Genomic DNA, 14528 nt, shown 5'->3' on the forward strand with positions numbered 1-14528 from the left:
CCTATGTCGATCTTCGTACGGCGAGCAGCGCCAGACTCACGCCGAGCAACGCCATCCCGGCCCAGGAGACCGCGCCGAGCCGCTCACCCAGCACCGCCACCCCGAGCACGGCCGCGACCCCCGGCTCGGCCAGGGTGAGCGTGGACGCGGTGGCCACCGGGGTGGAACGCAGTCCCCGGCCGTACAGGAAACAGGCGAGCGCCGTCGTGGCGCAGCCCAGGTAGCCGGCGACCGCCAGCCCGCTCGGCTCGCCGAGCCAGCTCAGATCGCTGAGCGCCAGCACCGGGAGCATCACCACCCCGGCGCCGCCGAACATCACCCCCATCATCGTGCTCGACGGGACACCCTTGGCGATCATGTGGGCGGCCACCACCGCGTAGAACGCGTAGACCAAGCCGGCGAGCAGCGCGATCAGCACCCCCGCCGGATCCACCTCCCCCACCGCGCCGCCGAGGGTCAGCACCACACAGCCGAGTACGGCGGCCGACGTCGCCGCCAGCCACCGGCCGCTCGGCCGCCGCCGGTCGGCGAACCAGGTGATGAGACCGGTGAAAACCGGTCCGCTGCCCAGCGCCACCACGGTGCCGACCGCCACCCCGGTCCGGCTCACCGACCAGAAGAAGCAGGCCTGGTAGGCCGCCGCCGCGATCGCCGTACTGATCATCGGCAACGGCGCGGCCCGAGTCGCGGCGATCGTGCCGCCGGCCAGAAACGCCAGCAGCAGCCCGCCGATGACCAGCCGGGCCGCGGCGATCGACAACGGAGTCGCGGAATCCGGGGCGAAAGCCCCGACCGTACCCGCCGTACCCCACAGCGCCGCAGCCCCGATGATGAACATCGGCTGAGCGCCGGGACGGGCCGGGGCCGGGGAGGAAACTTCTTGCACTGTCTACTCTTATCGGGTCTTTTGTCGGGTCGGACGGCTGACGCGGTCAGCGGATGAAATCGGACTCCAGCAGCCCCATCAGGATCGAGTCGTACCATCGTCCGTCGCGCCGGAAGGCCTCCCGAGCCCGGCCTTCCTCGACGAAACCGACCTTCTCGTAGACGCGGCGGGCTGCGGCGTTTCCTGCGGCCACCCAGAGCGTGATCCGGTGCAGGCGCATCTTGTCGAAGCCGTATCGGCAGATCACCCGCATCGCGTCCGTCGCGTAGCCGCGCCCCCAGACGTCGCGCTCGCCGAGATAGATGTCGAGTTCGGCGTTGCCCGTCTCCGGCTCGGCGTCGCGCAGCCGGACGAAACCGATCAGCCGCTCTTCCTCGCGGGGCTCGATCCCGAAGCTCACGTTCGCGTAGGAGTTCGGGTCTTGCCTCTCAAAACGGGCGACCGCTTCCGCGAAGGGTTCGGGGTGACCGTCGTCCAGCCAGCGCATCACCTCGGGATCGTTGTCCCAGCGCCACCGGGTCGCATAGTCCGCCGGACCCAGCGTCCGGAGTCGTACCAGGTCACCGGTTAGCACAGCTCCACCGTCCATCCCTTTGCCGCCAGATCCTGGTAAGTCGTATCAGACGGCCTGAAACCACTCAACGGAATATCTCCTGCCGTGAACCAATCCCGGGCGCAGCGGTAATTACCCGGTGTCCGACATCCCCGCCAAACGCTTCGGAAGGCACCGCATGAAGGAGCGAACAACCTATGCCCACGATCGTTGAAGACACCGACACGGACCTGATCCGGCGGTCGTGGCAGGAGCCTGAGACCTTCGCGGAGATCTTCGACCGGCACGCACCGCAGCTCCACCGGTACGCGGCCCGCCGACTCGGCCCCGACTCAGCCGAAGACGTGGTGTCCGAGACATTCCTCTCGGCGTTCCAGCACCGACACAAATACCACCTCGACCACACCGACGCCCGGCCCTGGCTGTACGGCATCGCCTCCAACGTGATCGGCAAACGCCGCCGCCGCGAGATCGCCCGCTACCGCGCGTACGTGCGCAGCGGCGTCCACCCCGCCGAGATCACCGGCGGCCTGGTCGAGGACAACCTCACCACCCTGGCCGTGAACAAGCCACTCGTCACCGCGCTCGCCGGCCTCAAACAGGGCGACCGGGACGTGCTGCTGCTCGTGGCCTGGGCCGAACTCACCTACGAAGAGGTCGCGGGGGCTCTGGGCATCCCGCTCGGCACCGTGCGATCCCGGCTCAACCGGGCCCGGACCAAAGTCCGGCGCTCACTGGGCCTCGACGCCCTCAAGGAGAACGACGATGAATGACATGACCGAGCTGAAGACGCTTTGGTCGGATATCCCGGAAGCGTCCGCCAAGGAGCTTTCCGGCTCCCGGGCCCTGCTGCTCCGGCAGACACACGCGTCGAAGCGGCGGACCTCCCCTCTGCGCCGGTACGGCCTGCGGCTGGGCCTGGCCGGCGGCCTCGCCGCGGCGATGGTCGGCGGAGTCATCGTCGTCCAGGTCGGGATGGGAGGATCGGCCGATCAGGGGGGCATCGGCGGCATCCTCGCCGCTCCGCCTGCCAACGCCCAGCAGATCCTGAAGATGGCCGCGCAGACCGCGCTGAACGACACGCTCAACCCCCGTCCGGACCAGTACCTCCACACCGAGCTCCGCACCACCTCCTACTGGCAGTCGCCGAAGGGCGGCAAGCAGGTGGACGCCACGGAGGAACGCTGGACCCCGGTGACCGGAAGAAAGCCGTCCCTGGTCCGCGAGACAACCCCCAAGATCGAGCTACCGGGGCTGGCCGTCCCCGCCGAGCGCGGCGGAACCCACGACACGCTGCACATTCCCACCTGCACCAAGCCCGTAGACGACAGCGCCCAAGCCGGGAAGCTCGCGGACTGGCCGACCGAATTGAACGCACTGCGAGCCAAGGTCCAGGCGGAGGGGGCGAAGTACACCGCGATACCCAAGAGACTCCGGTACTGGGGTGCCATCCAGACGCTCGTCAACCAAGCCGTACTCAACCCCAAGCTGACCGCCGCCCTCCTCCAGCTCGCCCAAGAGATCGACGGCATCGAGGTCGACGCGAACGCCACAGACGCCGCCGGGCGGCCGGGCTTCGCCCTCGGCATGGTCGACGACAGGGGCGTCAAATCCCAGCTCGTCTTCGACAAGCAGACCTACCGCTACCTCGGAGAGCAGTATGTACACGGGAAGGACGTGCAGCACAGCCAACGGAAGCCTGACGGCAAAGAGCAGACCTTCACCGTCCCCAAGGGCGCCAAGAACGGCTCCGCCGTCATCAAGGTCAGCCTCGCCGACTCCCTGCCCAAGGTCGCCGAGAACGCCTCGAAGATCAAGCTCCCCTGCTGACACCCTGATCTCGACCTGAGTCCCGCACCCTCCTCAGGCCGAGACCTCCCAGAGGCGGTCACCTTCCCCATCAGGTGACCGCCTCTCCTGCTTCTCTTCTTTCTTCCACGGCCCCGTGTGAACCGGCGAATCCACCATGGATCACGCGGCAGATCCACCACGACCATTGCGGCAGATTCACCATGTACCCCTCGGCAGATCCACCACGAGACACCGCCTTACCGCAGCTCAGGCCCATATTTCGTTGGTTCTGAAGCAGCCTCCGGATTCGTCGTACTCAGTGGTGGACTTCACAGCGTGGAAAAGTGCTGCAGCATCGTCACGTAGCGCTTCAGGACGCACTTCGCGGGCGGGCTACTCACCGCTGCTCGCTCACCGATACTCGCGATGTGCGGGGCAACGCCGACTTTGACAGCCAGACCGTCATTGGGACCGAATTCAGATCGCGAGGCTTCCACGACATGAATATGCCACTCACAGAGTTCAGCCGATTCATGTCAAGCAACGTCAGTATCCTTACCTAAAGGGGTGCTTGTGATCTTTCCGATAGGTCACGACAACGAGCGACGTCGTCTCGTGGGGTGAGAAGACGCCGGCCGCCCGTGCGCCCGTATGACTCGGGGGAACGTTGAGAATCCGGGCGCCTCGCGCTTCCACGCTGATCGTGCTGATGCCGGCCGCGGTGGCCCTGGCCCTCGGCCTGTGGCGGATAGACGCCGTGTCCTACTGGGCCGACGAAGGGGTGTCCGTCTCGATCGCCGGCCGCCCCTGGTCGGACCTGCCGACGATCCTGCAGCACATGGATCTGGCGCACGCCTTCTACTACGTCCTGCTGAAATGCGTCATCTGGCTCGGCGGCACCGGCGAGATCGTCACCCGGCTGCCCTCGGTGATCGCCACCGCGGCGACCGCCGGAATCCTGGCCGCCCTCGGCCGCAGAATCGACTCCACCACCACAGGCCTGTGCGCCGGCCTCATCTACGCCCTGCTCCCCATGGTCAGCCGCTACGCCCAGGAGGCCCGCCAGTACGCCCTGGTCACCGCCTTGGTCATCGGTGCCACCTACCTGCTCGTGGTCACCGTCGAGCAGGATCCGAAGCGGGTACGGCCATGGGCGGGTTACGCGCTCATGCTGGGAGTGGCGTCCTGGTTGCACCTCTACGCCCTGTTCATCCTGCCCGCCCATGCGGCCGTCCTGCTCCGGCGGCGCCAGGAGGGAGTCTGGTCCCGCTGGTTCCTCGCGGCCGGCACCGCCTGTGCGCTCGCAGCCCCGCTCGCCCTGGCCGCCCGGAGTCAGGTCGGCTTGATCTCCTGGCTTCCCCGGCCCGACCTCGGCACGATCCGGCACCTGCGCTGGCTGGTCTTCGGCGGAAACCCCGTGGTGATCTGGACGGTCCTGGCACTCGCCGTCATCGGACTGTGCGTGCCGCTCACCCCGACGGTCCGCACCGTCGCCCTTCCCTGGCTGGTGCTCCCGATCGGCCTGATGGTCGCCATCTCCCTCACCGTGCAGCCGATCTTCTACCCGCGCTACGTCCTGTACTGCGTGGGCGCGCTGGCGCTCGCCGCCGGAGCCGGAGTCACCCGTACCGTCACCTGGGTCACCCGCCGCGCACCGGCCTACCTGGTGCCGGTGGTCCTGCTCGCACTGATCGCCGGATTCGTGGGCCCCGCCCACGCCGTCATCAGAGAACCCGGCACCAGACCCGACGATCTACGCGCCCTCGCCCACGCCCTCCGCGACCACGCCCGCCCCGGCGACGCCGTCCTCTACGTGCCCGCCGGCAACTGGATGTCGGTCCTGCCCTACCCCGACTCCGTCGCGGGGCTCGACACCCGCACCCTCCACGCCGACACCTTCTTCGGCGAACTCCCCCCCGACCGCCTCCGCCAGGCGCTCACCGGCCTCACCCGCATCTGGCTGGTGCAGAACAAGAAGAGCTACGGCAACGCCCTCGAACTCCACAACGACCCCCGCTTCCGCCAAACCGCCCACTGGTCCTTCGGCACCCGCCAACTCTCCCGCTACGACCGCCTCCCCACCCCCCAACGCTGAAACCCGTGTCGGCCGAGCGGACGTTCTCCGAACATCGCGGACTGCTGCACGCGGTGGCGTACCGGGTGCTGGGCAGTGTCACCGAAGCCGAGGACGTGGTGCAGGACGCCTGGCTGCGCTGGAGCCGCGTCGACGTGGCGACGGTCGTGGACGCGGAAGGCTACCTGGTCCGGGTGGCCACCCGGCTGGCGATCGACCGGCTTCGCAGCGCGCAGGTACGGCGAGAGCACTACGTCGGCCCGTGGCTGCCGGAGCCGCTGCTCACCGGCCCGGATGTCGCCGAGAGCGCGGTGCTCGCCGATTCGGTGTCGACCGCGATGCTGTTCGTGCTGGAGACGCTGTCACCCATGGAACGCGCGGTGTTCGTGCTGAGTGAGGCCTTCGGCTACAGCCATCTGGAGACAGCGCGCCTGCTCGGGCGCAACCACGCCTCGGTACGGCAGGTCGCGCACCGCGCCAAGAAGGCGGTCGAGGCCCGCCGTCGCCGCTACGACACCGATGAGGCGACCAAACGGCAGGTCACCGAACGGTTCCTGGCCGCCTGTCTCGGCGGCGACCTGAAGTCCCTGATGGAGGTGTTGGCGCCGGACGTGACGATGGTGAGCGACGGCGGTGGTATCACCGGCGCGCCCCGCAAGCCGATTCACGGGTACGAGTACGTGGCCCGCGCGATCGTCATTCTCTCCAAGCGCAGACCCGACGGCTCACACGCGCAGGTACTCCAGGTCAACGGCGGCCCGGGGATCGTCGTCTACTCGGGACGCAGCCCGGTGCTGGCGATCACATTGCATCTGCTGGACGGAGCGATCGAGACGGTGCACGTGGTCAGCAACCCGGAGAAACTGACCGGCGTCGAGATGTGACCCATACCACAGGAGGATCCGTCACTCTTTGGAGCCCTGTCCCGTCCGTGAGGCGGACAACCTCACAGAGACAAGGAAATCTTCGTGTTCGCCGTCTATCTCGTGGTCACCGTCCTCGCTTCGGCCGCCAACGGCTGGGTCGCCTTCGCCAACTTGACCGGCCACCCGACCCCCAAGGCCCAGGCGAAGAAGATGCGCGTGCCTTGGTCCTGGCTCCCCTTCCTGGGTGCGCTGCTGGCGGCCGGCTCGCTGGGGCTGCTCGTCGGGCTTGTCGTCCCGTTGCTGGGCACGCTGGCCGCCGCCGGCCTGGTGCTGTACTTCCTTGGCGCGTTCGGTGCCCACCTACGAGCCCGTGACTACGATTTCCGCTTCTGGTCCGTGTTCTTCTCCCTGGCAGTGGCCACCTTGGCGGTGAACCTCACCTATCACGGCCTCTGGTGAGCCGGGGTAACGCACCATGATGAAGTCGAGTTTGAAACCCGGCTGCTTATCTGATGTCGTACAGCAGGGTGAAGAACCACTTGCCGTGGTCGGCACCGCCAGTCCGCTGCCAGCAGGGGTGCTGAGCGATGTACCACGGCGGATCGTGAATCCAAGCCCGATAGGATTCACAGGCTGCCTGCGTGGCGAATGGCCCTTCATACCTGGTTGCATAGATGGGACCGGATGCCGCATTGGCGACACCACCGGATACCGCGAGAAATCCGATCATGCTTGCCGCCAGTAGCGCCAGACGTACTCGCTGTCTATCCATTTCACCCGCCCTTCAGCTGGGAGGCTGGCTCAACCAGCAACTCGCAAGCCTAATACGCAAGACATTGACGAAACTCGATGTTCCGTAGCATCGCAGCCGACCTGATCGGCGAATTCTAATCGATGGAATATATGTTGACGAAGTACCAGCCACCTGTGTCCTGATAGCAGGAGCCGGTGGAACTTTCTGGCGGATAGTGCAGCCAGTACCTGTCCCAGTCACATGCCGCGAAGGTGCTGTATGGTCCCACAACCCTCGATCTGTAAGTCCAGGCGGCGTCCGCGTTCGCGATGCCGCTGCTTACCGTGAACATGCTGACCATAAGGGTTGCCAGTACCGCTAGACGCAATTTTCGTGCAGTCACTTGGTATTCCCTTCGGGGGAGTCTTTCCGTATTTCAGATGTTTAGTCAAGAATCAAGGCGCCCACATCGATGATGAGAACGCATGACACGCGCAGATTTGAAGCTCTCTACCAGGGCACGCCCTACGCTGCCGCGCGACGGGAATGTGGGATCGGTTTCTAGGATTCCGAATCGATGGAGTACACCAAGCGGAAGTACCAGTAACCATGGCGAGGGCCGCCAACACGCTGGAAGCAGGGATCCTCGGCGATGTACTTCGGCGGGTTGTGGATCCAGGCTCTAAAGGATTCACAGCCGGGTTGTGTGATGAATGGCCCCTCATCCCTGACGGCGTATCCTTGACTGGCTTCCGCATTGGCTATTCCACTGAATACCGTGAGCAAGCCGGCTATGAACGTCGCCAGCACCGTGAGACGCACTCGCCGCGTAGTCACTTCATGCTCCCTTCAGCAGGAAACCCTCCTTAACACCACCTGTTTCCCGCTTCCCAACTATGAACTTGACTGGTTATGTACGCCATTCTGACAGGGGTGGATCACAAATCAAGAGCTCGGCAAGGGTTGTACTTCACAGTTTTGATGAGTTGCCGTCGAACAGTCGCGATGAGGTGACATACGACTGAGGCGTGAGCCATGCGCCCGAACGAACCGAGAGCGACCCAACGGTCCAGGTCATCGACGACTCCATAGAAGCTCGGTGAGCCAGGCAGGGGCGAACAGGTGACGTGAGGGCCGCCGCTGATCCGTGATAGCGGCGGGACCGTTGAGACATGGCGTCATCCGCCTACTGGAACCTCGGCCTACGAGTTCGCCGACCGACTCCGGTACGGCCTGTGCCTGCCCCAGCCACTCAAGCCCCCGAACAGTCCGGCCTTCTCGGTCGGCGACTTCGCCGGCTTGCCCCGTACCACTCCTGAAGTGAACACGTCGAAACGAGCGGCGACGAGGTCGGCCAACGACGCCTCCGTCCCTCGCTCCGCCGTACGCACCGCCATCGGAACCCCTGACCAGGGCAAACCCCAAGCCCATGCCCGGCCGACCAGCCCACATCGCAATAAACTTGGACAAGTCGTTATTTTGCATGGTTCGTGTTTAGGCGGGTAGGTTGGGGCAATGACCGGACCCCAGGCTCCGACCACCGCCGACGACCTGCGCAGTGTGGGACTGCGGGTGACGGCTGCCCGCGTCGCGCTGCTCGAGACCGTCCGCAACGGTGACCACCTCGGCGTCGAGGCGATCGCCTCGGGAGTACGCGATCGCGTAGGTCATATCTCGCTTCAAGCCGTATATGAGGCCCTGCACGCGCTTACCGCGGTGGGGCTCATCCGTCGCATCGAGCCTCCCGGCAGCCCGGCCCTGTTCGAAGGCCGCGTCGGGGACAACCATCACCATCTCGTCTGCCGATCGTGCGGTGTCGTCACCGATGTCGACTGTGCGGTCGGCGAGGCGCCCTGTCTGACCGCGTCCGACGACCGGGGCTTCTCGATCGATGAGGCCGAGGTCATCTATTGGGGCTTATGCCCCAATTGTTCCACCACTCGGAAGGATTCCCATGTCTGAGAAACATGATCCAATAGTCGAAGGTGCGAAGACCGAGGGCGGCGGCTGCCCGGTCGCGCACGGACGGGCCCCGCACCCGACTCAGGGTGGCGGAAACCGCCAGTGGTGGCCTGAGCGGCTCAACCTGAAGATTCTTGCCAAGAACCCCGCCGTGGCCAACCCCCTCGGTGAGGAGTTCGACTACGCCGAGGCGTTCAAGACCCTCGACCTCGCCGCCGTGAAGCGGGACATCGCGGAGGTGCTGACGACCTCGCAGGACTGGTGGCCCGCCGACTTCGGCCACTACGGCCCGTTCATGATCCGGATGGCCTGGCACAGCGCGGGCACGTACCGGATCAGCGACGGCCGCGGCGGTGGCGGGGCCGGTCAGCAGCGCTTCGCGCCGCTCAACAGCTGGCCGGACAACGGAAACCTCGACAAAGCCCGCCGCCTGCTCTGGCCGGTCAAGAAGAAGTACGGCCAGAAGCTCTCCTGGGCCGACCTCATGATCCTCACCGGCAACGTCGCCCTGGAGTCGATGGGCTTTGAGACCTTCGGCTTCGCCGGCGGTCGCGCGGACGTCTGGGAGCCCGACGAGGACGTCTACTGGGGTCCAGAAAGCACCTGGCTCGGCGACGAGCGCTACACCGGTGACCGGGAGCTGGAGAGCCCGCTCGGTGCGGTACAGATGGGGCTCATCTACGTCAACCCGGAGGGCCCGAACGGCAACCCGGACCCGCTCGCCGCGGCCCGCGACATCCGTGAGACGTTCCGCCGGATGGCGATGAACGACGAGGAGACGGCCGCCCTGATCGTGGGTGGTCACACCTTCGGCAAGACCCACGGCGCCGGCCCCGCGGACCACGTCGGCGCCGAGCCCGAGGGCTCTCCGATCGAGCAGCAGGGCCTTGGCTGGAAGAGCACCTTCGGTACCGGCAAGGGTGGCGACACGATCACCAGCGGTCTTGAGGGGATCTGGACGAACACCCCGATCACCTGGGACAACAGCTTCCTGGAGATCCTGTACGGCTACGAGTGGGAGCTGTTCAAGAGCCCCGCGGGCGCGAACCAGTGGCGGCCGAAGGACGGCGCCGGCACGGGCACCGTACCCGACGCCCACGACTCGGCGAAGAGCCACGCCCCGACGATGCTCACGACCGACCTCTCGCTCCGCGTGGACCCGGTCTACGAGCAGATCACCCGGCGCTGGCTCGACCACCCCGAGGAGCTCGCGGACGCCTTCGCCCGGGCTTGGTTCAAGCTGACCCACCGCGACATGGGCCCGATCGCCCGGTACCTTGGCCCTGAGGTCCCGGCCGAAACGCTCCTGTGGCAGGACCCCATCCCCGCGGTGACGCACGAGCTCGTCGACGCCGAGGACGTCAAGGCGCTGAAGAGCAAGGTTCTCGCTTCCGGCCTGTCGGTGTCCCAGCTGGTGTCCGCCGCGTGGGCGTCGGCCTCATCCTTCCGCGGCAGCGACAAGCGGGGCGGCGCCAACGGCGCGCGTATCCGCCTGGAGCCGCAGAGCGGGTGGGAGGTCAACGACCCCGACCAGCTTGCGACGGTGCTGCGCACCCTGCGGGGGATCCAGGAGGCCTTCAACGCCGCCCAGACGGACGGCAAGCAGGTCTCCCTCGCCGACCTGATCGTGCTCGCCGGAGGTGCGGGCGTCGAGCAGGCCGCCAAGAACGCCGGCTTCGACGTGGAGGTCCCCTTCACGCCCGGCCGCGCCGACGCGTCGCAGGAGCAGACCGACGTCGAGTCGTTCGCGGCGCTCGAACCGGTCGCCGACGGCTTCCGCAACTACCTCGGGAAGGGCGTCCGGCTGCCGGCCGAGTACCTCTTGATCGACCGGGCGAACCTGCTGACCCTTAGCGCGCCCGAGCTGACGGTCCTCGTCGGTGGCCTCCGCGTCCTCGGCGCGAACCACCAGCAGTCGCCGATCGGCGTCTTCACCGCCACCCCGGGGTCGCTGACCAACGACTTCTACGTCAACCTGCTCGACCTGGGCACGACGTGGACGGCGACGTCGGCGGACGCGAATACCTTCGAGGGACGCGACGACGCCACCGGCGAGGTCAAGTGGACCGGCAGCCGGGCCGACCTCGTCTTCGGATCGAACTCCGAGCTGCGCGCGCTCGCCGAGGTCTACGCGAGCGACGACGCCAAGCAGAAGTTCGTCACCGACTTCGTCGCGGCCTGGACCAAGGTCATGAACCTCGACCGGTTCGACCTCAGCCGATAGCCCTGGCCCGATAGTGAACGTCCGGGTCGACCCCACATGGGCCGACCCGGACGTTCACCGTCTACAGGTCCCGACGTGGCCGACATCCCGCGTGACGATACCCAGCCGCCGTGTCCGCCCCAAGTGACACTTCGCTTCAGACATCACCTGCCGGTCGTACGGCCTCAGGTCGATTCCGCTCTTGAGTCGTAGTGAAGGAACCTCGGGTTCGAGTTTGCGAAAGCGGTTTGGAGAGGGATCCCGCAGGCTTGGGCACCAGCGTGATGATCACCTTCGAATCGCCGTTCTCACCGTCTACTCTGTGTCCTTCGGGTGTCGCGGCGATGCATGGACAACCCATACGGTGCGGGTGATGTCGTCAATGGCGTAGCGGACACGTCCACCGCTGGTGACCTCGAACTCCCATTGCTCAAGGTCCTTTCCGTTGTGGCGATGAACGGCAAGATCTCCGCGGAGGCGATGTTGACGGTCGTGGCTTGCCGCGTGAGCGGGGATCAGCACGCAGTATGGCGCGTATTGGCCAGGGCATGCCGGCATAACTCTTCCCAGCCCCTGACCGCGTCGCTGGTGCCAAACCGAACGTCCCACTCGCTATCCAGCGGTGGCACTGTAACCCGATTTCCACGCTTCGGGCTCATACCGAGACCTCTACCGGGCCGAAGTCACCACTCGTCGGTTTGCGGGCCTCAGCGTACTGTGCGGGATCGGCCTTGATCCGTGCAGTTGCCCGCCAGCCTGCAATGACCTCTTGGCTGGTGGCATCGACGTCCAACTCTGCGGCGTCGGAGAGCGCCTCGACCAGCTCGAGCGTGAAAGCACGTAGCTCGGCCGGAGAAAGGTGGCGCACCCAGGGGAAAACCTCCGGCATGGCTATGACCAGGGCATGCGCGGTCGGATCATGTTTGATCAAGGCGAGGAACAGGCGGGACGCCGTCGCCAAAGTTCGGTCGCGCTCCTCCTCGCGATCTGCCGCAGTCAGGTAGAAGTCCGGGGCATCGCGATGCGTAACGCGTACTCGCCCCAGACGCGCTGCTCGTTCGGCGACAGCTCGGGGATTCCTGGACAAATCAGAGAAGGTGACAGCGTCCGCATGGCTAATGCTCACTCCACCAGCATAAGTCAGAATACGTTCTGAGCAGAAGATGTCGACGCGCCGTCCTGCCAAGTCGTCAGCTCACCGTGAGGCTGCGCTACAGGATCCCCTTCGGCTGCTTGGGCAAGAACGAAGGTAAGCGGACTCACTTGATCGGCATTGTGCTCAGCAACGGTTACTACTCCTGGCAGGTTCGCTGCTGGGTGACAGTCTCGTGTACGTCTGTCAGGAAACGCTCGATGGTCGCCTGGTCCGCGGCGTCGAACCGTCCCATGACGGCGACGACCTCGTGGATGAGCGGGCCGAAGAAGCTCCATCCGAGGGTGACGGCGCTCTCATCCACGTTAAGCAGCACGCGTCGGCGGTCTCGGCTGTCGCGTTCCCGGCGTACATGACCGAGTTTCTCCAGACGGTCGACCAGCGCCGTGGTGCCGGCGGAGTTGAGACCGAGGCGCGCTCCCAACGTTCCCGGGGTGGCGGGCTCGCCCGTACGAGCGGCGTCCAGGAGGCAGATGAGCGCGCGCACGTCGGTCGGGTGGAGAGCGTGCCGGGCGGCGAACCTCGCCCCAAGCTGGTCGAGTTCCACGGTGATGGCGCGCAGCAGATGCACCACCCGCATTCCGGCGTCCTGGTCGTGCACGTCGTCGGCCACCTTCCGCATCCTCACTGCCGCACCTATTATGACAATATCTTGCTCATCGAGATTCTCGCTGGGCGAGCCAATTGTCGAGGTGAGGCATGTCCGACAACGGCCATGGCGCGAGCACGGCCTTTCTCGCCGCCTATGACGCGGTGCTGGAGCGCTGGCCGGTCCAGGTCGAGCCGATCGACCTGCCGTCGGCGTACGGCGTGACGCGGGTGAACGCGTGCGGGCCCGTGGACGGCCCGCCGCTGATCCTGTTGAACGGCGGTGGCACCACCGCGACGATCTGGTTCGCCAACGTCGGCGAGCTCGCGCGCCGGCATCGGGTGTACGCCGTGGACCGCATCGGCGAGCCGGGGCGGAGCATCCGGGGTGAGCGTCCTCCTCGTACGGTCCCCGACCTGCTCGGCTGGCTGGACGGGGTGCTCGACGGGCTCGGGATCGAGAGCACCGCCATATGCGGGCACTCCTACGGCGGGTGGCTCTCCCTGACCTACGGCCTCCACGCACCGGGGCGGGTCAGGCAACTCGTTCTCCTCGACCCGTCGCACTGTTTCGGCGGCTTCCGGGTGAACTACCTGGCACACGCGCTACCGGCCCTCATCAAGCCGACCGCCTCTCGCTCGCGGGCCTTCCTGGCCTGGGAGACCGGCGGCCTGGAATTCGACCCCACCTGGCTACGGCTGTACGACCTGACTGTGCGGTTTCCCGACGTGAAGTATGTGATCGGGAAGCGGCCAAAGCCGGACCAGCTGCGCGCATTCACGACACCGACCCTGGTGCTCCTCGCCGGGCGCGGCAGGACCCACGCCCATCACCGTGTCGCATCCGCCGTCCGGCGCCTCCTGCCACACGCGGAGACCGCGGTGCTGCCCCTCTCCCACCACGCGATGCCATGGCACGAGGCCGCCGATCTCAACACCCGCATCGTCGGCTTTCTCACCAGGACGGGGATGTGAGAGGCTTCCACGCCGAGAGCCGATGACACGAAGCCGCCGCTTCCGGAGGGACGGCTGTCAGCGAGTCGGCGGCTGGGAAACGCCGGTGATCTCGCCGTCCCGGCCGACGCTGATCCGCATCGGTTCGCCGGCGGCCTCCGTACGACGCCCGGTGGGCGCCAACTCGTGCTCTGCGAAGTCCTCGACAAGCTCTCGGCCGACCGGAAGCACCAGGTACTCCCATACATCGGGCGACGGGGGCGAGAAGCCGACCACGGTCGCCTCCACTCCGACCAGTTTTCCATCCCGAGCCGTCTGACAGTCTCGAATGATAACCAGGTCATCCGCGTTGAATCGCGGCGGGAACGGCGCCTCCAGCGCGTCGAGCGAGGCCCAGCGCAGAGCGGGATGCAGGAAATCCTCTTCCGCCCGGTTCCAGACACGGCCGTCGTCGCCCGTGCCCGTCCAGCCGCTCCCCTTACTCAGATCGTCGAAGCACTCGGCGGTACCGCCTCTCGGAATCAACTCCGCGTTGAACTCAAGATGCTCCGGTATCTTCCAGTAGGGGCCGTCCTCTGTGACCGTCACCTCGCCATATTCACCAAGCACGCGCACCAGCTCGGCAGCGATGGCACCGCTGTTCTCGGGTGGGGCCTCCGCCATCAGCCGGAGATGGATTCGACGGTACGCAGGAAGCATGATCGTAACGATATGCGCTCTTCCCGGTCCCTACCGGACATGGACGGCTCCAATCGGACACGCGAC

At 66.3% G+C, this 14528-nt stretch carries 13 protein-coding genes; 8 read left to right on the plus strand and 5 right to left on the minus strand.

Features of this window, described 5'->3' with window-relative positions; all coding sequences use genetic code 11:
• Position 1 precedes the first annotated feature (1 nt).
• Positions 2 to 886 (minus strand): EamA family transporter, encoded by an 885-nt coding sequence (locus RUR_RS32955; protein WP_283139134.1) that lies wholly within the window; start codon positions 884 to 886, stop codon positions 2 to 4.
• Between the two features lie 46 nt (positions 887 to 932).
• Positions 933 to 1460: a GNAT family N-acetyltransferase gene (locus tag RUR_RS32960; protein WP_283139135.1), complete on the minus strand. Its 528-nt coding sequence runs from the start codon at positions 1458 to 1460 to the stop codon at positions 933 to 935.
• Positions 1461 to 1636: 176 nt separating this feature from the next.
• Here RUR_RS32960 and RUR_RS32965 point away from each other — a divergent pair, with 176 nt between their 5' ends.
• From RUR_RS32965 to katG, 7 genes are all read left to right on the plus strand, one after another.
• Positions 1637 to 2212 (plus strand): RNA polymerase sigma factor, encoded by a 576-nt coding sequence (locus RUR_RS32965; RefSeq protein ID WP_283139136.1) that lies wholly within the window; start codon positions 1637 to 1639, stop codon positions 2210 to 2212.
• Positions 2205 to 3269: a CU044_5270 family protein gene (locus tag RUR_RS32970; protein WP_283139137.1), complete on the plus strand. Its 1065-nt coding sequence runs from the start codon at positions 2205 to 2207 to the stop codon at positions 3267 to 3269. The genes RUR_RS32965 and RUR_RS32970 overlap by 8 nt, the downstream gene beginning before the upstream one ends.
• A gap of 670 nt (positions 3270 to 3939) precedes the next feature.
• Entirely contained in the window at positions 3940 to 5325 is a 1386-nt protein-coding gene (locus RUR_RS32975) for a glycosyltransferase family 39 protein (RefSeq protein WP_283139869.1), read from the plus strand.
• 5 nt (positions 5326 to 5330) lie between these two features.
• Positions 5331 to 6188, plus strand: coding sequence for an RNA polymerase sigma factor SigJ (gene sigJ, locus RUR_RS32980; RefSeq protein ID WP_283139138.1), 858 nt, complete (start codon positions 5331 to 5333; stop codon positions 6186 to 6188).
• 84 nt (positions 6189 to 6272) lie between these two features.
• Positions 6273 to 6629 (plus strand): DoxX family protein, encoded by a 357-nt coding sequence (locus tag RUR_RS32985; RefSeq protein WP_283139139.1) that lies wholly within the window; start codon positions 6273 to 6275, stop codon positions 6627 to 6629.
• A 1789-nt stretch (positions 6630 to 8418) separates the two neighbouring features.
• Positions 8419 to 8865 (plus strand): Fur family transcriptional regulator, encoded by a 447-nt coding sequence (locus tag RUR_RS32990; protein WP_283139140.1) that lies wholly within the window; start codon positions 8419 to 8421, stop codon positions 8863 to 8865.
• Positions 8858 to 11089, plus strand: coding sequence for a catalase/peroxidase HPI (katG, locus tag RUR_RS32995; RefSeq protein WP_283139141.1), 2232 nt, complete (start codon positions 8858 to 8860; stop codon positions 11087 to 11089). The genes RUR_RS32990 and katG overlap by 8 nt, the downstream gene beginning before the upstream one ends.
• Before the next feature lie 634 nt (positions 11090 to 11723).
• Here the strand turns inward: katG and RUR_RS33000 are convergent.
• A complete protein-coding gene (locus RUR_RS33000) occupies positions 11724 to 12194 on the minus strand; it encodes a hypothetical protein (RefSeq protein WP_283139142.1) in 471 nt (156 codons plus the stop codon).
• 166 nt (positions 12195 to 12360) lie between these two features.
• A complete protein-coding gene (locus tag RUR_RS33005; RefSeq protein ID WP_283139870.1) occupies positions 12361 to 12843 on the minus strand; it encodes a MarR family winged helix-turn-helix transcriptional regulator in 483 nt (160 codons plus the stop codon).
• A gap of 77 nt (positions 12844 to 12920) precedes the next feature.
• Between RUR_RS33005 and RUR_RS33010 the strand changes: the two genes are divergently transcribed.
• Positions 12921 to 13784, plus strand: coding sequence for an alpha/beta fold hydrolase (locus RUR_RS33010; RefSeq protein WP_283139143.1), 864 nt, complete (start codon positions 12921 to 12923; stop codon positions 13782 to 13784).
• A 57-nt stretch (positions 13785 to 13841) separates the two neighbouring features.
• Here RUR_RS33010 and RUR_RS33015 read toward each other — a convergent pair whose 3' ends face one another.
• A complete protein-coding gene (locus tag RUR_RS33015) occupies positions 13842 to 14462 on the minus strand; it encodes a hypothetical protein (protein ID WP_283139144.1) in 621 nt (206 codons plus the stop codon).
• Positions 14463 to 14528: the final 66 nt, after the last annotated feature.

Origin of the sequence: Rhizohabitans arisaemae (assembly GCF_025996515.1) — a bacterium.
Taxonomy (GTDB): Bacteria; Actinomycetota; Actinomycetes; order Streptosporangiales; family Streptosporangiaceae; genus Rhizohabitans; species Rhizohabitans arisaemae.

Excerpts from the sequence above, each read along its gene's own strand:
- RUR_RS32965 (WP_283139136.1), top strand. The coding sequence starts at position 1,637 with ATGCCCACGATCGTTGAAGACACCGACACGGACCTGATCCGGCGGTCG.
- RUR_RS32970 (WP_283139137.1), top strand. The coding sequence starts at position 2,205 with ATGAATGACATGACCGAGCTGAAGACGCTTTGGTCGGATATCCCGGAA.
- RUR_RS32975 (WP_283139869.1), top strand. The coding sequence starts at position 3,940 with ATGCCGGCCGCGGTGGCCCTGGCCCTCGGCCTGTGGCGGATAGACGCC.
- RUR_RS32990 (WP_283139140.1), top strand. The coding sequence starts at position 8,419 with ATGACCGGACCCCAGGCTCCGACCACCGCCGACGACCTGCGCAGTGTG.
- katG (WP_283139141.1), top strand. The coding sequence starts at position 8,858 with ATGTCTGAGAAACATGATCCAATAGTCGAAGGTGCGAAGACCGAGGGC.
- RUR_RS33005 (WP_283139870.1), bottom strand. The coding sequence starts at position 12,843 with ATGCGGAAGGTGGCCGACGACGTGCACGACCAGGACGCCGGAATGCGG.
- RUR_RS33010 (WP_283139143.1), top strand. The coding sequence starts at position 12,921 with ATGTCCGACAACGGCCATGGCGCGAGCACGGCCTTTCTCGCCGCCTAT.
- RUR_RS33015 (WP_283139144.1), bottom strand. The coding sequence starts at position 14,462 with ATGCTTCCTGCGTACCGTCGAATCCATCTCCGGCTGATGGCGGAGGCC.